22 protein-coding genes and 1 tRNA gene are annotated in these 23,959 nt (G+C 68.2%); 3 read left to right on the forward strand and 20 right to left on the reverse strand.

All coding sequences use genetic code 11. The annotated features are described in order from the left end of the window. Positions 1-33: 33 nt before the first annotated feature. Positions 34-1,977 carry an FAD-dependent oxidoreductase gene (locus H5T74_01600; GenBank protein MBC7229071.1) on the reverse strand — a complete coding sequence of 648 codons (1,944 nt, stop codon included), beginning with the start codon at positions 1,975-1,977 and terminating at the stop codon, positions 34-36. A gap of 34 nt (positions 1,978-2,011) precedes the next feature. Next, positions 2,012-2,782, reverse strand: a complete 771-nt coding sequence (locus H5T74_01605) for a glucose 1-dehydrogenase (GenBank protein MBC7229072.1) — start codon at positions 2,780-2,782, stop codon at positions 2,012-2,014. Positions 2,783-3,187: 405 nt separating this feature from the next. Here H5T74_01605 and H5T74_01610 point away from each other — a divergent pair, with 405 nt between their 5' ends. After that, complete coding sequence (locus tag H5T74_01610) at positions 3,188-5,545, forward strand: DUF2207 domain-containing protein (GenBank protein MBC7229073.1); 2,358 nt, start codon at positions 3,188-3,190, stop codon at positions 5,543-5,545. Positions 5,546-5,913: 368 nt separating this feature from the next. Here H5T74_01610 and H5T74_01615 read toward each other — a convergent pair whose 3' ends face one another. After that, positions 5,914-6,222, reverse strand: coding sequence for a hypothetical protein (locus H5T74_01615; GenBank protein MBC7229074.1), 309 nt, complete (start codon positions 6,220-6,222; stop codon positions 5,914-5,916). A 325-nt stretch (positions 6,223-6,547) separates the two neighbouring features. On the opposite strand from H5T74_01615, the gene menE reads away from it, so the two are divergent. After that, positions 6,548-8,068, forward strand: coding sequence for an o-succinylbenzoate--CoA ligase (menE, locus tag H5T74_01620; protein ID MBC7229075.1), 1,521 nt, complete (start codon positions 6,548-6,550; stop codon positions 8,066-8,068). 289 nt (positions 8,069-8,357) lie between these two features. Here menE and H5T74_01625 read toward each other — a convergent pair whose 3' ends face one another. After that, positions 8,358-8,843 carry a hypothetical protein gene (locus H5T74_01625; protein ID MBC7229076.1) on the reverse strand — a complete coding sequence of 162 codons (486 nt, stop codon included), beginning with the start codon at positions 8,841-8,843 and terminating at the stop codon, positions 8,358-8,360. Between the two features lie 205 nt (positions 8,844-9,048). On the opposite strand from H5T74_01625, the gene H5T74_01630 reads away from it, so the two are divergent. Continuing rightward, positions 9,049-9,933 (forward strand): alpha/beta hydrolase, encoded by an 885-nt coding sequence (locus H5T74_01630; protein MBC7229077.1) that lies wholly within the window; start codon positions 9,049-9,051, stop codon positions 9,931-9,933. A 126-nt stretch (positions 9,934-10,059) separates the two neighbouring features. Here the strand turns inward: H5T74_01630 and H5T74_01635 are convergent. From H5T74_01635 to efp, 16 genes are all read right to left on the reverse strand, one after another. Beyond that, positions 10,060-10,147, reverse strand: a tRNA-Leu gene (locus H5T74_01635). A 20-nt stretch (positions 10,148-10,167) separates the two neighbouring features. Next, positions 10,168-10,524: a hypothetical protein gene (locus H5T74_01640; GenBank protein ID MBC7229078.1), complete on the reverse strand. Its 357-nt coding sequence runs from the start codon at positions 10,522-10,524 to the stop codon at positions 10,168-10,170. Positions 10,525-10,614: 90 nt separating this feature from the next. After that, complete coding sequence (coaBC, locus tag H5T74_01645) at positions 10,615-11,817, reverse strand: bifunctional phosphopantothenoylcysteine decarboxylase/phosphopantothenate--cysteine ligase CoaBC (protein MBC7229079.1); 1,203 nt, start codon at positions 11,815-11,817, stop codon at positions 10,615-10,617. A gap of 160 nt (positions 11,818-11,977) precedes the next feature. Next, entirely contained in the window at positions 11,978-12,217 is a 240-nt protein-coding gene (gene rpoZ, locus H5T74_01650; GenBank protein ID MBC7229080.1) for a DNA-directed RNA polymerase subunit omega, read from the reverse strand. A gap of 23 nt (positions 12,218-12,240) precedes the next feature. Further along, positions 12,241-12,825, reverse strand: a complete 585-nt coding sequence (gmk, locus tag H5T74_01655) for a guanylate kinase (protein MBC7229081.1) — start codon at positions 12,823-12,825, stop codon at positions 12,241-12,243. 64 nt (positions 12,826-12,889) lie between these two features. Further along, positions 12,890-13,207 carry an integration host factor gene (locus H5T74_01660; protein MBC7229082.1) on the reverse strand — a complete coding sequence of 106 codons (318 nt, stop codon included), beginning with the start codon at positions 13,205-13,207 and terminating at the stop codon, positions 12,890-12,892. 94 nt (positions 13,208-13,301) lie between these two features. Then, a complete protein-coding gene (locus H5T74_01665; protein ID MBC7229083.1) occupies positions 13,302-13,874 on the reverse strand; it encodes an orotate phosphoribosyltransferase in 573 nt (190 codons plus the stop codon). After that, positions 13,871-14,866, reverse strand: coding sequence for a dihydroorotate dehydrogenase (locus H5T74_01670; GenBank protein MBC7229084.1), 996 nt, complete (start codon positions 14,864-14,866; stop codon positions 13,871-13,873). Before H5T74_01670 ends, H5T74_01665 begins: the two co-directional genes overlap by 4 nt. Before the next feature lies 1 nt (position 14,867). Next, positions 14,868-15,689 carry a dihydroorotate dehydrogenase electron transfer subunit gene (locus tag H5T74_01675; protein MBC7229085.1) on the reverse strand — a complete coding sequence of 274 codons (822 nt, stop codon included), beginning with the start codon at positions 15,687-15,689 and terminating at the stop codon, positions 14,868-14,870. Positions 15,690-15,692: 3 nt separating this feature from the next. After that, positions 15,693-18,530: an ATP-grasp domain-containing protein gene (locus H5T74_01680; protein MBC7229086.1), complete on the reverse strand. Its 2,838-nt coding sequence runs from the start codon at positions 18,528-18,530 to the stop codon at positions 15,693-15,695. 60 nt (positions 18,531-18,590) lie between these two features. Beyond that, a complete protein-coding gene (locus H5T74_01685; GenBank protein ID MBC7229087.1) occupies positions 18,591-19,907 on the reverse strand; it encodes a dihydroorotase in 1,317 nt (438 codons plus the stop codon). After that, positions 19,900-20,835: an aspartate carbamoyltransferase catalytic subunit gene (locus H5T74_01690; protein ID MBC7229088.1), complete on the reverse strand. Its 936-nt coding sequence runs from the start codon at positions 20,833-20,835 to the stop codon at positions 19,900-19,902. Before H5T74_01690 ends, H5T74_01685 begins: the two co-directional genes overlap by 8 nt. Positions 20,836-20,902: 67 nt before the next feature. Continuing rightward, a complete protein-coding gene (gene pyrR, locus H5T74_01695; protein MBC7229089.1) occupies positions 20,903-21,448 on the reverse strand; it encodes a bifunctional pyr operon transcriptional regulator/uracil phosphoribosyltransferase PyrR in 546 nt (181 codons plus the stop codon). A 676-nt stretch (positions 21,449-22,124) separates the two neighbouring features. Continuing rightward, complete coding sequence (gene nusB, locus H5T74_01700) at positions 22,125-22,658, reverse strand: transcription antitermination factor NusB (GenBank protein MBC7229090.1); 534 nt, start codon at positions 22,656-22,658, stop codon at positions 22,125-22,127. Positions 22,659-22,700: 42 nt separating this feature from the next. Then, a complete protein-coding gene (locus H5T74_01705; GenBank protein ID MBC7229091.1) occupies positions 22,701-23,039 on the reverse strand; it encodes an Asp23/Gls24 family envelope stress response protein in 339 nt (112 codons plus the stop codon). After that, the gene (efp, locus tag H5T74_01710) at positions 23,036-23,596 is read right to left on the reverse strand and encodes an elongation factor P (GenBank protein MBC7229092.1); all 561 of its coding nucleotides are present in this window, start codon (positions 23,594-23,596) and stop codon (positions 23,036-23,038) included. Before efp ends, H5T74_01705 begins: the two co-directional genes overlap by 4 nt. Between the last annotated feature and the right edge of the window lie 363 nt (positions 23,597-23,959).

A 23,959-nucleotide genomic window follows, 5' to 3' on the forward strand; every position in this document is an offset into this window, starting at 1 on the left:
GCGGCCGCGACCGTCCTGCGCGGCGGGCGGAGCTCACCGTCCGCCCCCCTTTCCCGCCAGGGAGAGGGCCGCCTCCCATCCCGTCTGTACCGCCTCCAGCAGCCGCGCGGGCTCGACTTCGTCGCCCACCTCCACGGTGGCCAGCCCGGCGGAGCGGGCTTTCTCCGCCAGCTCCCGCTCCGGCCGGGAGCCCACCGCCCACACCACGGCATCGGCCTCCATCTCCCGCTCCTCTCCCCGCATGGAGACCGTCACCGCGCCCTCTCGGACCTCCTTCACCCTTGCCGAGAGATAGAGTTCGCCGCGCTCTCTCAACTCGCGGTGCAGGAAGTATCCGTGGGAGGTGGCGGGCAGCACGGGAGGCTGGTCCCTCTCCTCCACCACCGTGACCGCGCAGCCCCTGGAGATGAGGTAATGGGCCGTCTCCATGCCCACGGGTCCAGCCCCCACCACCAGGACCTTGCCGCGCACCTGGCGCCGCCCGAGCAGCACCTCCCTCGCCTCTGCGTTCATCTCCAGGTCCGTCCCCGGGAGCGGGGGGATGAAGGGTAAGGCGCCGCAGGCCGAGACCACCCCCGCCCAGTCCCGCTCGGAGAGTATGCCCTCGTCCGCCTCCCGGCCCGTCTCCACCTCGATGCCTAGGGAGCGCAGCCTCCGTATCGCCCACTGCAGCCATTCCGCCAGGGACTCCTTGCCGGGAGGACGGGCGGCGGCCCGCAGCTGCCCGCCGGGCGAGCTCTCCCTCTCCACGATCCTCACCGCGGATCCCCTCTCCCCCAGGGTCATGGCGGCCTGCAGTCCGGCCGGGCCCGCGCCCACCACCAAATAGGGCCCTCCACCCCTGCCGGTCGCCCTCCTCTCCTCCGCCTCCCGTCCGCAGGCGGGGTTGATGGTACAGGTCACCGGCTTGAGCTCGAACATGAGCCTCTCTATGCACCCCTGATTGCAGGAAAGACAGAACCTGATGTCCTCGAACCGGCCTTCGGCCGCCTTGGCAAGGAAATGCGGGTCGGCGAGATGCTGTCGCCCGAAGGCCACCATGTCCGCCTTGCCCCGTGCCAACACCTCGCCGGCGATGCGGGGATCGTGAAGCTTTCCCACCACTATCACCGGGATCCCGACGTGCTCCCGTATGGCCGCGGCGCGCTCCACGTTTATCCCCGCCTGGTGATGGAACCCGGGGCAGGTGGGGTTGCCGGGCGAGTCGTAGACGCCGCAGGAGACGTGCAGCGCGTCCACCCCCTCCGCCACCAGCGAGGGCAGCAGGGGCAGCAGGTAGTCGAGGTCGTAACCGCCCTTCAGGAGCTCCGCCGACGAGAGTCGGAAGATCACCGGGAAGCCCGGCCCCACCTCGCGCCGTACCTCCCTCACCACCTCTCTGGCGAAACGCATCCTCCCCTCGCCGCTTCCGCCATAACCGTCCTCGCGCCGGTTGGAGTAGGGGGAGATGAACTGGCTGATGAGGTAGCCGTGGGCGCCATGTATCTCCACCGCATCGAAACCGGCCTCGCGCGCTCTGCGGGCCGCGGCGGCGAAGGAGCGCGTAAGCTCCTCTATCTCCGCCACGCTCAGCTCCCTGGGGACCTGTCCCAGGGCGCGGCTGGGCAGCGCGGAAGGCGCCACCGGCTGCTCGCCGATCACCGCCGGGAAGGTCTCCCTCCCCGCGTGGTGGAGCTGCGCCGCCACCGCCGCGCCCCTGCGCTTCACCGCCGCCGCAAGCGCCTCCAGGCCCGGCAGGAAGGAATCGTCATAGATGCCCAGCTCGGAGAGGAAGCCCCTGCCTGAGGGGTGCACCGCGCACACCTCGGTGATGATCAGCCCCGCTCCCCCTTCCGCCCGGCGTTCCAGGTAGGTGAGGAGGCGCTCGGTGACCGTGCCCGACGTCGAGCCGTACCCCGTGCCCATGGCCGGCATCACCGCGCGGTTGCGCAGTCGCAGGCCGCCGATGCGGACCTCGTCCCACAAGGACACGCCCATGCGTCTCGCCTTCACCCTCTTCCCCGCCCAGCTTTCAGGCGGATATCTCCCTTCCGCCGTCGATGAGGATCACCTGGCCGGTCATGTACCTGGAGGCGTCGGAGGCCAGGAAGATGGCCAGCCCCACCATCTCCTCGGGCTCGGCCATCCGCCCCAGGGGGATGGAATTGAGGGCCGCCTGCAGGATGGCCTCGTTCCCCCACAGGGCCTGGCTGAAGTGGGTCTTCACCAGTCCGGGGGCGATGGCGTTCACCCTCACCCCCTTCGGCCCCCACTCCTGGGCGAAGACCTTGGTGAGCATGTTCACCGCCGCCTTGGACATGGAATATACGCCCAGGAAGGGCGTGGGACAGAAAGCGGCCTCGGAGGAGACGTTGATCACGGAGCCGGAGCCTTTTTCGCACATCACCTTCCCCACCTGCTGGGTGAGGAAGAACACCCCCTTCACGTTCACATCCATGATCTTGTCGTAAGCCGGCTCCTCCACTTCCGCGGTGCCGCAGAAGATGGGATTGGTGGCGGCGTTGTTCACCAGGATGTCTATTGTGCCATATTTTTCCAAAGTGCCCTCTACCAGCCGCCGGATACCCTCCATATCGCCCATGTGGGTGGGGATGACGTAGGCCTCTCCTCCCGCGGCCTCGATCCCCGACTTCACCTTCTCCAGGTCCTCCGCCTTGCGGCTCGCCAGGACCACCTTGGCGCCCATCTCCGCGTATCCCTCGGCTATGGCACGCCCTATGCCCCGGCTGCCTCCCGTGACGATGGCTATCTTTCCCTCCAGGGAGAACTGCTCGCGGTACATCTGTGGTTACCTCCTTCTCGCCATACCTACCTGCGCGCCCCGCCGGTGCGCTTGAGAGGATTCTACCACCGTTGCGACCTCGCTGCATGGGAGGGGGGCATCCCGGCGGGGGCGGGACCGCCGCGCCCGTATCGGGCGATGCGCTTGTCCTCCATGCCGGAGGGCGTCTCGGGTCCTCGTGCACGGACCTCCGGCCATGTCGTACAATAGGACCCGACAGAGGCGGCGGAGAGGGAGGTCTCTCCGTCAAGCGATGGAGCTTCCGGCGGCCGGATGCCCGAGTCGCGGAAACGAGGCGGGCGGAGCGGCAAAGCCGGCTTTTCGCGATCGCACGGGCACGGGAACGAGCACGGGAGACACCGCGCCGGGGACACGGGCGGCATGAGGATTTCGGAACGGAGGGGAATGAGAACTCCCGCGGGCAGGGTCGCGGCGCTTTGGCTGCTCTTCGCGGCAGCGGTCTTCATACTTTCCCCGGCCCTCTTTCCGGACACCGTACGCTCGCAACCCGCCTATTCCTACGACTCCTTCCACACCGAGATCGAGGTATCCCGCGACGGCTCGGTGCTGGTGCGCAACCGTGCCACCTACTCCTTCCAGGACGACTCGGGATGGGTGGGCATCTCAGTGCCCGCCGCCTACGGCAGGGTCACGGAGGGCAGGGTGCTGGCGGGCGACGGATCGGAGCTGCCCCGGGAGAGGTGGGACTACGAGGAGGACGATGCCGGTTACACCCTCTGGTGCCTGGTGGAAGGAACGAGCCCCACCGCCACCTTCATCTACGAATACAGGTTGCGGGGCGCGCTGAGCACGGAGCCCGAAAAAGTCGGGCTGGAGGACTGGTTTGCCGTTCCCTCCGAGAGGAGCTCCCCCATAAGGCAGACCTCCGTGACCATCCGCCTGCCCGCAGGCCTGCAGGCCTCGGATATAGAGCTGCGGACCACCCCCTACGATTACGCGGGGGAGATAAGCGCCAGGATCCAGGGCGACGACATGGCCATCGTGGAGGCAGACTGGCTGGACGCCTCCTCTTCCTACTCCATCGACTGTTACTGGCCCTCCAGGGTCATGGACCAGGGAGGCCTTGACTCCGGTTTCCCGGCGACCGCCGAGAAGAGCTGGGAGTTCGAGCGCTTCGACGTGGACATCACCCTGCACCCGGACTCCACCTACACCGTGCGGGAGACCCAGGTGGTCAACTTCCACGGCAGCTTCAGCTGGCTCAACCGCGACCTGAGCACCTCCTACGCCTCCTTCGGCGAGGGACGCACCTACGGGCGGGTGAGGGTGCGGGACATCGCCGTCTTCGATCTGGAAGGCAACCCCTACGACCGGAGCTCCTGGAGCGTGGAGGACTACAGCGGCGGAAAAACGGTGCGCATCCAGTTCGAAGCGCGCGACGAGCAGAGGGGCTGGATCATCGAGTACCGCATGAGCGGCGCCTTCATCTTCGCGGAGGACTACGACCGCCTGTACTGGAACGCCGTCTCCATAGACCGCGAGGTCCCGGTGAAGTCCTCGGCCATAACCGTCCACCTCCCGCCCGGCACGGACATGGGCTCCGTGCGGGCCACCCAGTACCTGGACATCTACAGCCCGCCCTCCACCTACGACTCCGAGGTCGAGGGGAACGAGCTGCGGTGGAGGGTGAGGGACATCGCGCCCCACACCACCTTCACCATAGACGTCGCCCTGCCCAAGGGAACGGTGAAGGTGCCCTGGCAATACGGCAGGACCTGCGGCATCGCCGTCACGGCCTCCTCGGGAGCCCTACTAGCGGGGGTGTTCGTGTTCATGATCCTGCTGTGGTGGCGCAGGGGGAGGGACCTGGGGAGGACGGGCACCGGCATGGTGCGCTACGATCCCCCGGAAGGCATGACCCCCGCCATGCTGGGGATGCTGGTGCGCGAAAAGCCGCGCGTGGAGGACATCACCGCCACCATCGTGGACCTCGCCCGCCGGGGATACCTGAAGATAAAGGAGGCGGAAAAGCGCTCTCTCATCCGGGTCACCGAATACGCCTTCCAACGCCTCAGGAAAGACCTTTCCGACCTCCTGCCCTACGAGAGGATGGTGTTGGAGGGACTCTTCGCGTCCGGGGACTTCGTGGAGGAGAAGGACCTCAAGGACAGTTTCTACGTCCACGTCAGGGGCATCCTCTCCGGGGTACGCCAAGAGGTCATGTCGCGGGGTCTCTTCGTGCACGACCCCGAAAGCGTGCGGAGATCCTACTATCTCGGCGGGTCTCTCCTAGCCCTGCTTCCCGCCGCTGCGGCCCTGCTGTCGCCGATCTGGGTGGACCCGGGCTGGTTCCTGGTCCTCCTCTTCTCCTTTCTTCCCATGGGAGCGCTGGTGGCCTTCGTGGGGCGCTTCATGCCGCGGCGGAGCCCCGAGGGGTCACGCCTCTACGAGCACGCCATGGGTTGGCGTGATTTCACCGTCACCGCCGAGGGCGAGGAGCTGGATAGCATGACCCCGGAGAACTTCCAGGCCGGCCTGCCCTATGCCATGGTGCTGGGCATCACCGAGGCCTGGGCGCAGAAGTTCAGGGACATCTACACCTCGCCGCCGGAGTGGTTCAGCGGCGCGTCGCCCACCTTCAGCGCCGTCTACCTCGCCTCCTCCCTGGACCGCATGACCGGACGGCTCAACTCCACCCTCACCTCTTCTCCCAGCTCCTCGGGTTCGGGGGGAGGAGGCGGAGGCTTCGGGGGCGGTTCCTCCGGCGGCGGTTTCGGAGGCGGCGGCTCCTCCGCGGGATGACCCCGGAATCGCGGCGCAACCGCTTGCGCGCCCCCCGGCTGCGGCCCTGCATACGGAATCGGGGACGGACATGAGGCCCACGGACCCATGCGGAGCGCGGTCAAACTCTATCGGGCATCGCCGCAAGACCATGATGCAGGAGTGGTGACGATGGAGAGGCCGAAGGCGGCTGCGCACAGGGGTATCTGATTTCCCCATCGGCCTTTATGGGCTCCCGCCGTCCTTTGCCGACCTTATGGCAGGAGCACGGCCGACGAGCTGTCAGGGCGGCTTTTCGTGGCGGAGCGCCACGCGGGCAACGGCCTCCGGGCCCTGGCTCCGCAGCCGGCACCGCCCGATCGTGCCCCGTGTCTTCGGTTGAGCGAGGCTCACTCGTGCTCGTGCCCGTGCTCGTGGGGATGGCTGTGGGTATGGGTGTGCGGGTGCTCGTGGGCGTGGGCGTGCGCCGCTTCCGCTTGCAGCCTCACCGCTTCCTCCACCGCGTCCTCGGTCCTCTCCAGGGCCCGCGAGAGCGTCTCCCGCACCCCCGAGAGGGCGGTTGCCAGTCCCTCCCAGCCCAGGTTGCCGGCCAGCGCCTCGTACTGCGAGAAGGCCTCCTCCTCGTCCCGCATGCGGCGCAGCGCTTGGCGCAGGGCCACCTTGAGCAGCAAAGGCGATCTGTCATCGTGTTCACTCATGGCATGAGTATATACCAACGCATGCCCGCTCATGAACAGGATGACCTGACCGTGGCTGTTACGGGCGCGGATTAGGGGGTAAAATCTAGTTTGACCGCACGGCTGTCGGCCCGGATACGGAGAATCGGGTAGAGCGCAATGCCGCCATCTCGGGGCAGCGGTGTTGCTGATTCGGGGCACGGGATATACGGGCCATGCATGCCTCCCCCGCGGGCACCGCCCGCCCTAGCGGGGACGGCAGTCCGCCCGGCGCGCCCTCACGGCAGCGGGGTGCGGTAAGCAGTTCGGCGATACGGGAAAGATACGTGTGAAGGGGGTAGATAGCATGAACATCGGTGAATGGCCGACGCGCTGGGCCGCCAGGTATCCCGACGAGCCGTATATAAAATACGGGGACCTCACCCTGACCAAGGGGGAGTTCAACGCCCGCATCAACCGCCTGGCCCACGCCTTCCAGGACATGGGTATAAGGAAGGGGGACCGCTTCGCCGCCCTCCTCGCCAACAGCCATGTATTCCTGGAGGTGCTCATGGCCCTCAACAAGCTGGGCGCCATCATGGTCCCCCTCAACTTCCGCCTCGCGGTGCCGGAGCTGGAGTACATCCTCAACGACTCCTCGCCCCTCGGCCTCATCTATTCCCCGGAGTTCGCCGCGGCCGCGGAGGAGCTGCGGGGCAAGGTCCCCTCGCTGCGCGTGTTCCTGCGCGAGCTGGAGGGCGGAAACGAGAACGACCCCCTCTACGAGGAGTGGACGGCGGGCAAACCCGAAGAGGAACCCGAACCCGACGCCGAGGTAACCCTGGACGACATCCAGTTCATCATGTACACCTCGGGGACCACGGGCAAGCCGAAGGGGGCGGCCATCCTTCACGGCAACACGCAGTGGAACGCCATCAACTCCATCCACATGTACGCCTTCGACTCCGGCGACATCAGCATCGCCTGCGCCCCTCTTTTCCATATCGGCGGGCTTGCCGTCTCCGCCTTCCCCGCCCTCTACGTGGGGGCGAAGGTGGTCATCCAGCGTTTCTTCAACCCCGTGGAGACCCTCAAGCTCATCGAGCAGGAGAAGGTGACCTTCATGTTCGGCATCCCGGTGATGTTCCTGCTCATGACCCAGGTGCCGGAGTTCGAGACCACCGACTACTCCAGCGTGCGCTTCTTCATCGCCGGCGGGGCTCCCTGCCCGCGTTCCCTCATCGAGACCTGGCTCAAGCACGGCATCACCTTCAACCAGGGCTACGGGATGACGGAGACCGCCACCGCCATCACCGCCCTGCGCACCGAGGACGCCCTGCGCAAGCTGGGATCCTGCGGCAAGCCCGTCTTCCACACCGACATCAAGATCGTGGACATGGAGGGCAACGAGCTTCCCCGCGGGGAGATGGGCGAGGTGTGGGTGAAGGGCCCCAACGTCATCCGCGAGTACTGGAAGCTCCCGGAGGCCACCGCGGAGTCCATCACCGACGGGTGGCTACACACCGGGGACATGGGGTACATCGACGACGAGGGCTACCTCTACCTCGTGGACCGGCGCAAGGACATGTACATCAGCGGGGGAGAGAACGTCTATCCCGCCGAGGTGGAGGACGTGCTCATGTCCTTCGACAAGATCGCCGACGCCGGGGTCATCGGCATCCCCGACGATAAGTGGGGAGAGGTGGGCCTGGCGGTGGTGGTGCCCACGCCGGGGGTCGAGGTCACGGAGGAGGAGGTCATCGCCTTCTGCCAAGGCAAACTGGCCAAGTACAAGATCCCTAAAAAGGTGGTCTTCGTGGAGGCGCTGCCCCGTACCGCCACGGGCAAGATCCTGAAGAAAGAGCTCAAGGCCCAGTTCATCCCGTAATAAAGGCGGCCGCGGAGGGATCGCACCGCGCGGGGGCGACAGCGCCGCAGGCGCCGCGGCTCCCCGCCGCTTCGGAGACTGCCCGTGTCGGAGCCCGGCACGCATGCATGCGGAGGACGGGGAGGAGCCGGGAGAGAGGCTTGAGGTCTGCCCCGTTCTTCCTGGCTGATTCCCGGCACGCATGCATGAGCAGAACGGACATGCGCCTCGGGTCCCCATATCCAGGCCGGGCAGCCGCGGGAAGGTACGGCGCGCTCCCGTCCCCCGTCATTTCCGGTGAGGACGTCATTCAGCCCACGCGCAGGTCCAGGTCCAGCAGCCAGAAGTCGGTGAGTCGGCCCTCCCTGTCCACCCCCGCCAGGAGGCAGTCCGCCACCTCGAACACCAACGCCGTCTCGCCGGAGATGGCTATACGCAGGGAGGCGGTTTCATCGTGCCAGAGGTATCTCGGCTCCGCCGGGAAAAAGGCCAGCTCCTCGGTATCCTCACCGGCGGGAAACGCGAGCACCCCGCGTGCGTCGGGGAGGGGCGGAGCCTCCGTGCCCTCGCTCTTCCACCTTCCCGTCTTCACGTAGGACTGCAGACCCACCAGCTCTCCTCCCTCGCCGTCCACCAGCACCACCAGCCTTCCCAGGCCGATGGTGCGCACGCGGGAGGGAGGTTTTTCCAGCCTCCTGAACTCCACCAGCTCCGGGAGGGGCTGGTAGATGTTCAAGCCGCGCGGCGGCTCCCGGTGGGTGAGCAGTGACACGCGGGGGTATTCCTCTTGCCGCACCTCCGTCCTCCTCGTCGGAGCGAAAGCCTCCTGCCCACAACATTCTCCCCTCACCCGCCGGCCCCTGGCAACACCCTCCCGTCCGGGGCGACCCGGAGGACCTCGGGTGCGCATTCCCCGTTTTCATGCCCTCTGCACGGGGTATGATATCTCCGATATCTCCGCTGCGGCGGCCACGGCGAAAGGACCCGAAAGGAGCTTCGAGATGGAAGAGGCGCTCAAGGCCCAGCATCATTACGCTCACGTCAACAACTTGCGTATGCATTACGTCGCCGCCGGCGAGGGCGCGCTGGTGGTGCTCCTGCACGGCTTCCCGGAGTTCTGGTATTCCTGGCGCCACCAGATACCCGTGCTGGCGCAGCGCTTCCGCGTGGTGGCACCGGACATGCGCGGCTACAACCAGACGGAGAAGCCGGTGGGGGTGGACAACTACCGCATCGGGGTCCTCATGGAGGACCTCGCCGGACTGATAAGGGAGCTGGGGGAGGAGAGGGCGGTCATCGTGGCCCACGACTGGGGAGGCGGGGTGGCCTGGCCCTTCGCCGCCCACTACCCCGAGATGGTGGAGCGCCTGGTCATACTTAATTGCCCGCCCCCCGCCGTGCTCATGCGCCACCTCATGAGCAACCGCGCTCAGCTGCGCCGCTCCTATTACATGTTCCTCTTCCAGATCCCGCTCCTTCCCGAGATGGCCCTGCGTGCCCGAAATTACGAGATGATCGAGCGAGCCTTCAGGGGATGGGCCATCGACAAGTCCGCCTTCAGCGACCGCGACATCGCCATGTTCAAAGAGGCCGCCGCCAAGCCCGGGGCGCTCACGGGAGGCATCAACTATTACCGCGCCGCCTTCCGCCAGTTCCTGCGCAACCCCCGCGGCGGCGGAGAGGGGCCCAAAGTGAGGTGTCCCACCCTGGTCATCTGGGGGGAGGAGGACAGGGCCCTGGGCAAGGAGCTCACCTACGATTTCCACCAGGAGGTGGAGGGGCCGCTGGAGATACGGTACATCCCGCGCTGCAGCCACTGGGTACAGCAGGAACGGCCCGAGGAGGTCAACGCCCTGATCATGGATTTCTTGGGTCACCCCTGCTGAAACGCCTGATGGTAGGCCGCCCATGGGGCATGCCGAGAGGGGACGGTCGGCGTTCGCCGACGCCGCGGCGAGCTTCCCCGCCAGGGCGGCAACAAAAAAGCCCCGGATTTCCCGGGGCCAGATCCCTGGTGTCGGAGGGGGGACTTGAACCCCCATGAGGAAGCTCCTCACTAGGCCCTCAACCTAGCGCGTCTACCGATTCCGCCACTCCGACCCGTTACGGTAAACCCGCCTTCAGCGGGAGGCCTGTTCGCCCTCCGCCGCCTCTCCGGGCTTGATCCTGCGGTTTCGGAAACCAGTATATACCTTCTGCCGGCGCGGGTCTATTATCTTCGAGGCGTAAAACACGTCCCTGGACACCCTCCCGAACTTTCCCACCACCTGCACCCTGTCGCCGTCGTCCAGGGGGGGAGGGAACCGGAAGCCGCGGTAGAACCACACCTTGGTGCTGCCCCCGTCGTCCTCGACGAGGTCGAAATTGATGTCGAAGGTGAGGGTCTTGGACTTGCGGTTGGCGCGCCGGGGCATGAGGGTGGGAAGGGGGTAGGTGGAGACGTTCAGGATTATCCCTCGCTTCGAGATCTTCGCCAACTCTCTCCTCCAACACCCAGGGGCCATGCCCCTCCGCCCCGCCCGGCATGACACTATTTTATCGTCAGTGCGCCGGGCGCGCTTGAGACCTCAGGTCGCGGCCTCGCCCTTCAGGAGCCCAGCCACCTCTTCCCATATGCGCACCGCGAGATCCGCCTTCGGCATGAGGTCCAGGCTCAACTCCCTGCCGTCGGCGAAGAGCAGCACCGCCAGGTTGTTGTCGGAATCGAACCCCGAACCGGGCGAAGACACGTCGTTCGCCACCAGCATATCCACCTTCTTCTCGCGCATCTTGGCGCGCGCTCTGGCGAGCAGCTCTCCGGTCTCGGCCGCGAAGCCCACCAGCACCTGCCCCTCCGCCTTCGCCTCCCCGAGCTCCGCGAGGATGTCCGGGGTGCGCACCAGCTCCAGCACCAGCCTCTCGCGCCCGCCCCTCTTTATCTTCTCGCTCTTCGCCTCCGCGGGGGTGAAGTCGGCCACCGCCGCCGCCATCACCACCACCCTGCACCGCGGCGCCCTCTCCATCACCTCGCGCCTCATATCCTCCGCCGTCTCCACCATCACCCTCTCCACCCCTCCGGGACAGGAGAGGGCGCTCGGTCCGCTCACCAGCTGCACCTCCGCTCCCATGCGCGCCGCCGTCGCGGCCAGGGCGTATCCCATCTTGCCGCTGGAGCGGTTGCCGATGAAGCGCACGGGGTCTATGGGCTCACGCGTGCCCCCGGCGGTCACCAGCACCGGCACCCCCGCCAGGACGCTCCCCATGCCCAGCACCCCGAGCACCGCCTCCACCACCGCCTCCGGCTCCGACATCCTCCCCGTACCCTCCTCTCCGCAGGCAAGGGGACCGCTCTCCGGGCCCACCACCGTGACCCCCCTCTTCCGCAGGGTCTCGAGATTGGACACGGTGGCGGGGTGCGACCACATCTCCCGGTTCATGGCCGGGGCCACCACCACCGGCGCACGGGTGGCCAGAAGGGTTGTGGACAGGAGGTCGTCGGCGAGGCCGTGGGCCATCTTGGCGATGATGTTCGCGGTGGCCGGCGCCACCACCACCACGTCCGCCTCCCTCGCGAGGTCGATGTGCTCCATGGGGGCCCCGCCCTCGGCGAAGAGGGCGAGGGCCACGGGGTTGGAGGTCACGGCGCGGAAGGTCGCCGGGCCCACCAGCCGCGCGGCGTTCTCGGTCATCACCACCTTCACCCGGAAGCCCCGCAGTACCAGACGGCGCGCCAGGTCGACCGCCTTGTAGGCGGCGATGCCGCCGCTGACGCCCATAAGGATGTTGTTCATGTCCGGATGGCCTCCGCCCGCCGTCATGGCGATGCCGGCCTTCACGCCGGCAGCCCGTGCCCCCTCGGGGGATCCGCCACGGATCGCCCTTTCCCGGGTTTTCCCGCCGCCCTGGACCGGCGCCGGGGAGGGTCCACTCTGTCCCCGGGGGACCGACGCCTCATTTCAGGCTCTCCTCCGGGAGCTCGTATTCCAACTTGTCCGCGGCGATCTCCTCGAGGGCGAGGGAGAGGGCCTTGTTGGACGCCGACCTTATCTGCGGTCCCGCGTCGTGCCCAAGCCCCTCGCCGAGGTGGCGGAAATAGTTGTTGATCTGCCTCGCCCGCTTGGCGGCGGTGATGGTAAGGCTGAACCTGGAATTGTCGATCCACTGCAACAGGTCGTCTATCTTCGTCTTCATCAACACGCCGGCAAAACCTCCCGTTATCGATTCTTATCCGCCTTCACCAGCGGACTCTCATCCTCATATATAGCACACAGCTCTTCCCTCGCGCGATGCAGATCGTCGTTTACCACCACGTAGCGGTATTCCTCGGCCGCCCTGCTCTCCTCCCTCGCGTTGCGCAGTCGGCGTTCCAACTCGCGGCCGCTCTCGGTGCCCCGACCCCGCAGGCGCCTTTCCAGCTCCTCCAGGGAGGGAGGCTTCACGAAGATCCCCACCGCATCCGGCACCTTCTCCCTCACCTGCCGCGCGCCCTGCACGTCGATCTCCAGGATCACGTCCCGGCCGCCCTCCAAACGCTCCATCACCTCGTCGCGCGGCGTGCCGTAGAGGTTTCCGTGCACCTCCGCCCACTCCAGGAACTCCCCACGGCCCGCCCGCTCGCGGAAGGTCTTTTCGTCCAGGAAGAAATAATGCACGCCGTGTCTTTCGCCCCTCCGGGGCCTCCTGGTGGTGGCGGATATCGACAGCCAGGCCGTGGGGTGCCGCCTCAGCAGCTCCTCGATGAGCGTGCCCTTTCCCGCTCCCGACGGTCCCGCGACGACAAAAAGACGTCCCCTGGGCATTGCCACTCCTGCGGGTTTTGCGGCTGCGGCGGCTGTTTGATGCGGCCTCTTGTTCCCGTATGGTTCAGGAGAACTTCTCCTTGAGGGCGCTGATCTGTTTGGGTCCGAGCCCCTTGACGCGTCGCGTGGTGCTGATGCCTATCTCCTCCATTATCTTCGCCGCCCGCAGCTTTCCCACGCCAGGGACCGACTCGATCACCGACTTCACCGTCATCTTGCCGTATATCTCATCATCCGCCTTCTTGAGGATGTCGCTCACCTTGAGCTTGCCTTCCTTGAGCCTTTTCTTGATCTCCGCGCGCTCCTTACGCACCCGCGCCGCTTTCTCTAGGGCCGCCTTGCGCTGTTCCGCCGTCAGTTCCGGGAGCTCCTGCTTGGCCATCTTAACCCTCCTCGAGTCAAAGCCAACCCTACAGCAACGGTCCTACCTAGTATAATCCCACCTCTACCGGCACACAAGCGGGCCGCCCCGCGACTCAACCTCCGTATCTGCTCCCGGGCGTGACCAGTTCCACGCCCTCCCGGCAGAGAGGACACTCCGCGGGGTCCCAGGCCTTCGCCTCCAGCTGCAGCAGCACCTTCTTGGGCACGCCGAAGTCCCTGTCACCGCCGCGCTCGATGAGGGCGGCCAGTCCCCGCACCTCGGCTCCCGCCCCCCGCACCAGCTCCATGACCTCGCCCACCGACCCCCCCGTGGTGATGACGTCCTCCACCACCAGGACCCCGGCTCCCGCCGGTATGGCCTGTCCGCGGCGCAGCGCCAGCTTCCCTTCCCTGCGCTCGGCGAAGAGCATGCGCCTGCCCAGGGAGAGGGCCACCATGTAGCCGATGATGATGCCCCCCAGCGCCGGGCTGACCACCAGGTCTATGTCTTTCTTCTCGAATCCCTTGGCCAGTGCTCCGGCCAGGCTCTCCGCGAGGTGGGGATGCTGCAGCACCAGGGCGCACTGCACGTAGGTGTCGCTGTGCAGCCCCGAGGTGAGGAGAAAATGTCCCCTCTGCACCGCCCCCTCCCGCTCGAAGATCTCCATCACCTCAGCCGGGTTCATATCATCTCCCCCTTTCCGTGCCTTTCGGTCCGTTCCTGGCTCCCCGCGCCCCCTCCGTCCGCCTGCTCTCCGAAGCCTCCGCGGTGCGCCACGCCCACCAGCCCGGCTACGCCGGCGATCCCCTTGCGCGAGAGGAAGTCCGCGATGCCCTCCGCGACGGCCAGAGGAGCCCAGGGGTCCACGAAGTTCAGGGTGCCGACCGCCACCGCGCTCGCCCCCGCCATGATCAGCTCCACGGCATCCTCCCAGCCCCAGATGCCCCCCATGCCGATGATGGGGATGTCGACGCTCGCGAACGCCTCCCACACCGCGAGCACCGCCACGGGGTGTATGGCCGGTCCCGACAGCCCCCCCGTCGCGTTACCGAGTCCGGGCACCCCTTTCTCTATGTCTATGGCCATGGCCGGCAACGTGTTGACCAGGCTCAGGCCGTCCGCCCCCGCCCGCGCCACCGCGGCGCACATGCCCTTCATGTCCGCCGTGCGCGGGGAGAGCTTGACGAACAGCGGCAGATCGCAGCGCTCCTTCACCCTGCTCACCAGCCTGGCCGCGTCTTCGGCGCTCGCGGAGAAATGCATCCCCCCTTTCCTCACGTTGGGGCAGGAGATGTTCAGCTCCAGCGCCGCCGCCAGGCCCGCGGCGCACACCTCTCCCGCCACCTTTGCGTATTCCTCCTCGCTGAAACCGGCCACGTTGACCCATACCGGGACTCCCATCCCCGCCAGCCAGGGCAGATCCCGTTCCAGGAAGACCTCGAGGCCGGGGTTCTCGAGCCCGATGGAGTTGAGCATGCCGCAGGGGGTCTCCCACAGGCGCGGCGGGGGGTTTCCGGCGCAGGGACGCAGGGTGACGGACTTGGTGATGATTCCGCCAAGGCCGCCGGGGTCCATCCATTCCGCGTACTCCCTGCCGTTTCCCCAGGTGCCGGAGCAGACCAGCACCGGGTTTCGCATGCGGATACCGGCTATCTCCGTGCCCAGCAGGGCCTCCATCTCACCTCGCCCCATCGCCTTGCCCCGATCGCCGCGCGGGGGCGTCCTGGAACCTCTCCCAGTCCAGCTCGCCTGCGAAGAACACCGGGCCGTCCCTGCAGGCGGCAAGGTAGGAACCGCCGCCCCCCTCCGCCGGAACCGCGCATCCCCTGCAGGCCCCCACCCCGCAGGCCATGCGTTCCTCCACACTCACCTGCGTGCGCTCCAGCTCCTCCTCGCCGAGGCCGCCCACCAGCCCGGAGAGCATCTCCCGCGGCCCGCAGGCGTACAGGGCCGCCCCGGGGCGTCCCCCGCTCTCACGGAGCAGCTCGAGGACCGTGCCCCGGTATCCCGCGCTCCCGTCCCGGGTGGCCAGGTCGAGTCGGCATTCCATCGCCAGGAGCTCCGGGAGGGTTCCGTAATCTCCGGCGCCCTCCACCCCCCAGTATAGCGAGAACCGAAGCTTCCGGCCGCGCATGACGCGGGCCAGGAAGCGCAGGGGCGCGATTCCCGCTCCCCCCGCCACCAGCAGGTGCTCCCTCGCGCCCTCGAGGACGGCAAATCCCCTTCCCAGCGGCCCCAGGAGGTCCAGGGTCTCGCCCGCCTCCCGTGCGCACAGCCACCTCGATCCCGCCCCCGCCGGGCGCACCAGGAGCGCCAGCTCGCCGCTACTCGACACGGTGAGGCTGAAGGGCCGCCTAAGGATGCGGCCGTCGCCTCCGCACAGCACGTGCAGGAACTGGCCGGGAACGGCCTCCAGGTCGCGCGGCAACTCCAGGACCAGCTCGGTGGCGCAGCCGAAGAGGTTCTTCTCCGCGATGGCGACCCGGTATCTCGCCGGCAACCCTCAACGCCCCCCCGCTCTCCCGGCGGCGGGCAGATATTCCGAGAGCGCCCTGGCCTCCCGCGGCGTCGTGGCGGCCTCCCTCAGTCCCAACGCCAAGGCCATGGCCGCCTCCATGCTGGTGACGCAGGGAACGCCGTACCGCACCGAGGCCTCGCGGATGTAGAAACCGTCGCAGTGGGGATGCCTGCCGCGCGGGATGTTCACCACCAGGCTCACCTCGCCGTTGCGTATGTGGTCGAGGATGTTGGGGCGCCCCTCGCGCAGCTTGCACACCGTCTCCACCTCCAAGCCCGCCGCGGAGAGGGTGTGCGCCGTTCCCCGCGTGGCCATGATGCGGTATCCCGCCTGCACCAGCTCCCTCGCCAGCAACACCGCCCGGCGCTTGTCGCGGTTGGCCACGCTGAGGAGTGCCGCGCCCCCGAGTCTTGGACGTATCCCCAGGCTCACCAGGGCCTTGCCCAGGGCGGTCCCGTAATCCGGCGCCGTGCCCATCACCGACCCCGGGGTGCGGCGCGGTGACGTCGGCAGGATGTCCGCGTCCGCGAGGTCTCCGCCGGGGGGCAGGGGAACGCGTACCGACACCCGCGCATGCGCCTCTTCGGCGACCGCGCCCTCCTCGCCGAGCAGAGCGCAGATCCCCAGGTACGCCAGCGGCACGCCGGAAGCCCTCTCCAGGAAGGAGAGGTCCTCCGAGGCCCCCGGCTCCGCCGACCATATCCTCATCCCCTCACCGTCGGCCGCCAGGCGAAGGGAGAGATTGCCCCTCCAGCCCAGCGCCTCCACGGCCCCGCGCGCCAGCCCCGCCGCCAGCAGCCTCTGCTGCGTGGTGAGGGATACGGGCGGAAAGACCGCCATGCCCTCGCCGGGCGACAACCCTGCGGCGCCGAGCTGTTCCCACACCAGGGCCGCCAGGCAACCCCGCAGGCCTCCCACCGCCTCCACCCTCACCTCCCGCGTCTCCTCGTCGAGGGAGCGCCAGAGGGTCCGCGCCCCCATCTCCGACGCCAGCCTCTCCGCTTCCCGGGGCGTGAAGGCTATGGCCGTGGTCCCCACCCTTCCCCCTGCGGCGCCCTGCACATGCAGGGGATAGGCAAGGCCCTCCGGGGGGCCGGCGCACCCTTCGCGGCCGGGATAGAAGTCCACCACGGGCAAGCCCGCCGACCGCAGCCTCTCCAGGACCTGCGCGGGGCGCTCCGCGTCCAGGAGCTCCTCCGCCCCCAGGACCTCCAAGCCCCTATGCCCCGCCTCGCGGGCGCAGGATGCCGCACCGTCCCCGCCGTAGTGGGCCACCAGCCGTGTGCATCCCAGCTCGCGGGCGGCCGACGCCACCTCCTCCGGGTGCAGCTCCCCTATGAAGACCGCGTCCATCACCACTGCCGCCAGCATGGCCAAGCCGGGGTCGGGGGTGTACAGGGCCGTCCCCAGCCCCATCTCCCGCGCCGCAAAGGCCGCCCGCAAGCACCCCGCCTGCCGGTCGTGCCCCCCGCCCTCTCCCGTTCCGCCGTCGAGGAACATGAGCCCCCCCGCGGACAGGCCGCCGGCGGGGCGGGTCACGCACCTCCATGTGGGGGAGGGGTTTCCCGCCTCCTTCTCCTTGTCGGACATCTCCCGCAGGCGCTGCCATCCCTCCGGATCCGGGGTCCTGCAGCCGCCCCCCTTCCGCTCCATGTATTCGCGGGCCAGGGAGGCCGCGCGGGCCGGGCTGTCCGCCACCCAGGCCCTCCACGAATCGGAGCGGCGCGCCGTCCACAGGGGCCCCTCGCCGCCGTCCTCCCCCGCCTCTCCGCGTACCGGCACGGCGACCAGGAAGCCCCGCGGGTCCTCGCGCCCCACCCTTCCCGCCGCCTCCTCCACGCCCGCGCCCATGGCCAGGAGCGCCTGCGCCCGCACCAGATCCGCTCCCAGGAGGGTCTCCATCAGAGCCAGGGAGCTCCCGCCCGCGGGGTTGATGTCCAGGACGTATATCTCCTCCCAGGCCGGGGAGGCCGCCAGCTTCACCTCGCTGACCCCCGTCAGGCCCGCGACCTCCGCGGCGCGGAGGGCCATCTCCCCCAGAGCGTAGGCGGCCTCGCGTCCCGCGCTGCGCGGCGGCGCCACCAGCACCGCGTCCCCCTCGTGCATGGTCAGGGGCGAGAGCTGTTCCAGCATGCCCGCCACGCGCGCCTCTCCGCCCTCATCCCGCATCACCAGCGCCACGAACTTGGTCCACCCCTCCAGGGCCTCCTCCACCAGGAGCTCCCCTGTGAGGCTCTCCCGCAAGGCCTTCTCTACCAGTTCCTGGTAATCCTCCCGGTTATAGGCCAGCCCCGTCCCCCTGCCTCCCTCGGAGAAGTACGCCCTGGCCACCAGCGGGAATCCCAGGCGGTCCGCGGCCGCCTGCGCCTCCCCCATGCCGCGCACCGCCTGGCCGCGGGGATTGGCGATGCCGCCCGATTCCAGCGCCTCGCGGAGCAGGGAACGGTCCCCGCACGTCCACCAGGCGCGGTCGTCCCAGCCGGGGGTGGTCACGCCCAGGCGGTGGTGAACCCCCTCCGCGCTGAGGCGCGACGCCAGCGCCCCCGCCCTCCTTCCCCCCGCCCCGTACCAGATGGAGCTCACCCCCCGGCTCTCCGCGATGGCCTCGACCACCTCCGGCAGGGGGGGCTCCACGTAGAGGTCGTCGCCGGCCGCCCCCAGGTCCATGAGCGTGGAGGGGTCGTCCTCCAGCACCAGCACGCGGTGCCCGGCGCGGCGCAGCAGCGCGCAGAGACGCGCCGCCTGCCACTTCAGCCAGGTCCCCTGCGCGGGCATAACCGGCCCGGGCCCCACCACCAGGGCAACGGATCCATTCCGCTCCATCTCAGTCCTTCCCCCCTTCGCCGCTCTCCACCGCCGGCGGCCGGCTCCGAGCTCCGACCCTCATCCTCGTCGCCCTCCGCCCCCGCCCCCGTGAACCACCCTGCCGCCCTTGATAGTGCAGGCCACACGGCCCTTCACCGCCCTGCCGTGGAAGGGACAGTTCCTTCCCTTGGACGCGAAGCGCGTCGCGTCCAGCGTCCATTCCTCCTCCAGGTCCAGGAGGACGAGGTCGGCCCTGGCCCCGACCACGATACCGCCTCCGTAATCCGGCGGCTCCAGGCCCAGCACCGCCGCGGGCCCGCGGGTGAGCGCCTCCAGCAGTCGCATGAGCGTGAGCTCCCCGCCCTCCACGAGCTCGCGGTAGAGCACCGGGAACGCGCTCTCCATGCCCACCACCCCGAAGGGGGCGTAGTCGAACTCCTTTTCCTTGTCCTCGCGCCTGTGGGGCGCGTGGTCGGTGGCCACGGCGTCTATGGTGCCGTCGCGCAAGGCCTCGCGCAGCGCCGCCACGTCGGCGGGGGTACGCAGGGGAGGGCTCATCTTGTACGAGGTGTCGTAATCCCCGATGTCCCTCTCGCTCAGTACCAGGTGATGCGGCGTCACCTCGGCCGTCACTCTGACCCCTCGCTCCTTGGCCTCCCTGACCATGGCCGCGGAGCGCGCGGTGCTGATATGGGCGAGGTGCAGCCGGCCCCCCGTCTCCTCCGCGAGGAGGATATCCCGCGCCACCATCACCTCCTCCGCCAGCGAGGGGATGCCGCGCAGGCCAAGGGCCACCGACGCCGCGCCTTCGTTGACCTGCCCACCGCGCGAGAGCCGGGCGTCCTCGGGGTGGGAGATGATCAGGCCTCCGAAGGCGGAAGCGTACTGCAGCGCCAGGCGCATGATGCCCGCGTCCTCCACCCCCGCCCCGTCGTCGGAAAAAGCCCTCACGCGGGCCTCGCAGGCGTGCATGAGGCCCAGGTCCGCGAGGTCCCGACCCTCCCTGCCCCTGGTGATGCACCCCACCACGTAGAGGTCCGCGAGCCCCAGGGCCCGGGCCCTGGCCGCCAGGCCGGAAACCACCGCGGGGTGGTCCAGGGGCGGTCGGGTGTTGGGCATGCAGCACACCGCGGCGTATCCGCCCCTCAAGGCCGCCTCAAGGCCCGTCTCCAGGGTCTCGGCGTCCTCGTCCCCGGGTTCCCTGAGGTGGGCGTGCAGCTCGAGGAAGGCGGGAGCGAGCACCAACCCGGACGCCTCCAACACCTCACGCCCCTCGCGCCCGATGCCCCTGCCCACCTCCGCGATGCGCCCCCTGGACACCAGCACATCGGCGTGCTCGTCCGTGCCCTGGAAGGGGTCCACGACCCTGGCGCCGGCTATGAGCAGCTCAGGCAACTTCGCTCCCTCCTTCCGCGCCCCCCAGGAGGGTGAACAGCGCCGCCATGCGCACCGCCACCCCCGCCGTCACCTGCGCGGTCACCGCGGCGTAGGGCGCGTCCGCCACCTCCCCCGCGATCTCCACCCCCCGGTTCATGGGTCCCGGGTGCATCACCAACGCCCCCGGCCGCGCCCGACCCATGCGCTCCGCGTTCAACTGGTAGAACCTGGTATACTCTTCCAGGGACGGCACCCTCCCTTCCTGCTGGCGTTCCCTCTGCATGCGCAGCATGTAGATGACGTCGCAGCGGGGCAGCGCCGCCTCGAAGTCGTGGACGTACTCCACCCCCTCCACGGGAGCGGGCGGCAGCAGGGTCGGGGGCCCCACCGCCAGCACCTCCATGCCCACGGCCCGGCAGGCCTTCATCCCGGAGCGCGCCACGCGCGAGTGCAGCACGTCCCCCACGAAGGCGACGGTCCGTCCTTCCAGGTCACCCAGCCTCTCCCGCATGGTGAAGAGGTCCAGTAATGCCTGGGTGGGATGGGCATGCATACCGTCCCCCGCGTTGAGGATGGTGGCCTCCGTCCAGCGTCGAAGCAGCCAGGGCGCTCCCGCCACCGGATGCCTCACCACCACCGCGTCCACCCCCATGGCCTCCAGGGTGAGGGCGGTGTCCTTGAGGCTTTCCCCCTTCTCCACGCTGGAGGCGGAGGCGGTGAAGTTGAGCACGTCGGCGCTGAGGCGTTTGGCGGCGAGCTCGAAGGAGAGCCGCGTGCGCGTGGAGGGCTCGTAGAAGAGATTGGCCACCGTCTTGCCGCGCAGGGACGGGACCTTCTTGATGGGGCGCCGCAGCACCTCGGCGAAAGAGCGCGCCATGTCCAGCATCCGCTCTATGCCGTCGCGGTCGAGGTCATCGATGTCCAGCAGGTGGCGTCGCTCCGCCATCTCCTCACCCCTTCACTGCCCCCGGGTCGCACCGCCCCCGGGACCCCGCTCCCGGTTTCGGGGGCGGTCAGTCCACCTCCTTGCCGATATACACGCCTTCCTCCCCGTCCACCTCCGTCAGGGCCACCCTCACCCTCTCCTCGCGGGAGGTGGGGATGTTCTTGCCCACGTAATCGGCCCTGATGGGCAGCTCACGGTGTCCGCGGTCCACCAGCACCGCGAGCTGGATGGAGGCCGGCCGCCCGAAGTCCATAAGCGCGTCCATGGCGGCGCGCACGCTGCGACCGGTGTACAGCACGTCGTCCACGATCACTAGGTTCTTCCCCTCGATATCGCCAGGGAGGTGGGTCTCCCGTACCACGGGGGCGCTCACGGTGTGCAGGTCGTCGCGATAGAGGGTTATGTCCAGGCGTCCCACCGGCACCTCGGTACCCTCGATGGAGCCGATAGCGCCGGCTATGCGCAGAGAGAGCGGCACGCCGCGGGTGCGGATGCCCACCACCACCAGGTCGGCCGCACCCTTGTTGCGCTCCACGATCTCGTGGGCGATGCGCTGCACGGCGCGCCGGATATCGTCCGCGTCCATCACCCTGACCCTTTCCCTGAAGGCCATGGCTGCGTCCTCCAAGATCAAAGCCCTCCCGCGGGCGGCGCGAGAGGGCTGCATGCCGTATCCTTATGTTCCCTTGCCAGCCTCACGGGACTGATTTAAAGGTCTTTTTTACTGTATCACCGCTTCTTCCGGGGGGCAAACCCCCAAGATTCCGCCGCACAAACCGGACTTTCATGCCGCAGGGCTGCCTGAATCTTCTGAAAGTCTTTTTCGCCGCCGCCGCGCTCCTTCCCTTCCGGAAGTTCGGCGCCCTCGCGGATTACCTGCATGCTCCGGCGGGCGGCGACGGACAGGCACGCTTTCGCGGCGGTTAGCGGTCATCGCCCTCGCACGTCTTGCGCCCTTTCCCGCCGACTCAGCCAGGTGGGCTTGCGGGGTCGTTATGCACGCAAGGTCGCCGCCCGTGCCGAACGGAGACGCGCAGGCACCCTATAACCGCTCAAGCGACTTCATATCGACGCGCGCGTGAAAATGCGGCGTTCCTCTCGGGTGAGGCTGCGACCCATTCTCCGTTCTCCGGAGATGAGGGGACATCCGGTTGCCGGAAACGGAGCCGGCATAGGCCTTCCGCCTCAAGCGGTACCGCAAGCCACGCGCGCCCACCGGCGCGCGCGGGAGACGAGCCTCCAGGTCGGCGGGTTTCGCGTCCTCCGCGCAGGCCCGCACGCGTCGGGATTCATCGACCATCGCCGCCGTCCCCGGCGGCGTGATCGCGGGCGATGCTGCCCAGGACCCCGTTCACGAACTTGCCCGAGTCCTCAGTGGAAAAGGACTTTGCCAGCTCCAGATACTCGTTGATGGTGACGGTGACGGGGATGTCGGAGCGGAAGAGCAGCTCCGCGATGCCCAGGCGCAGGAGGTTGCGGTCCACGGCGGGCATGCGTTCCAGGGACCAGCGGTCGGCGTATTCCCGGATGAGGCCGTCGATCCTTTCCCGGTTGCCGAGGTAGAGGAAGACCAGCTCGCGCGAGAACTCCGGGATCTCCTCCGGGTAGGAAAAAGACGCCGCTCCGAAGGAGGTGAGCTCCTCTACGCAGGCCTCTCCTCCCAGGGAAAAACGCACCTGTTCCAGGGCCGAGTCGCTCACTCCCTCGGGAGGAGAGGGTTCCTCGGACACCCCCTCGCGCAGCATGCGCTCCAGGCTCTCCAGCGCGGAATCCACGGCATCGCCGACCACGTCCATCTCGTAGAGGACCGCGCAGGCGACCATGCGCGCCAGGGTACGCTTAGCGAGGGGCTTGGGCTCCTTCACCTAGAGGGCGTTCACCCCCACCACGGTCACGTTGACCTCCTTTACCTCCCACCCGGTCATTTGCGCGACCGCGCGCGCCACCTCGCGCTGCACCTCTTCAGCCACGGCCCGGAAATCCTTCCCGTATTCCATGTGCGCCTCGAGGTCGATGGAGACCGTGCCGCCCTCCACCTCGGCCCTTATCCCCTTTACCAGGTGCTTCCTCTTTCTCCTCTCCTCGGGGTGGTCGGGCCTCACCGCCACCCCGGAGGCGCCCCCCACGGCGTTGAGGGCGATGCCCGCGATGAGCTCCAGCACGCCCTGGCGAAGCTTGAAATCACCGGCATCCAGCACCGTCAATCGACCCTCTCCACGTATTCCCCGCTGCGCGTGTCGACCTTTACGCGGTTCCCCGCCTCGATGAAGAAGGGCACGTTGACCACCAGCCCCGTCTCCAGAGTGGCCGGCTTGCTGCCGCCGCTGGCCGTGTCCCCCTTGACCCCCGGGGCCGTGTCCACCACCTCCATCTCCACGAACACCGGGGGCTCCACCCCCACTATCCTGCCCTCATAGAGGGGGACCTCCACCGTCACCCCCTCGACCAGGTACTTCGCCGCCTCCCCCACCTCTCCTTCCGCGATAGGCATCTGCTCGAAGGTCTCCTGGTCCATGAAGATGAAGTCGTCGCCCTCGCGGTAGAGATACTGCATGCGGCGCTTGTCCAGCACGGCCAACTCCACCTTCTCCCCCGCCCGGAAGGTCTTCTCGATCACCGCCCCCGTCTTGAGGTTCTTGAGGCGGGTGCGCACGAATGCTCCTCCCTTGCCCGGCTTCACGTGCTGGAAATAGACGAGGTTGAAGAGGTTTCCGTCCAGCTCGATGGTGATGCCGTTGCGAAAATCCGCCGTGGTGATCATACCCGCACCTCTCGCTGCTGTCCCGCGGTCCAGAGTCGTGTGATATCTATTCTAGCACAGGCCGATCACGTCCTCCGCATCCCTTAAGCGCAGACATCCTCGCCACGTCTGGACCCCGGCGGCGCAGTAAGAGCGGCTTGTGCCCTTCCCCTTCCTTGCCCCTTCGGTCATGCTCCGGGCATCGCCGCCTCCCATGGTCGCCAAGACGGCGCTCCTCCGCCCCCGCGCGACGGGGACCGAACAAGACCGTGAGCGAGATTCCCGATATGGGCGCGGCACCATCAGGCCTAAGGATCCTCCGTTGAGCGGCGCGCCCGGATCCTTCGCGACCCATGGTTGGGAGCGCGCGATCAACGCCGGCGG

The organism is Actinomycetota bacterium (assembly GCA_014360645.1).
Classification (GTDB): Bacteria; Actinomycetota; Geothermincolia; order Geothermincolales; family RBG-13-55-18; genus Solincola_B.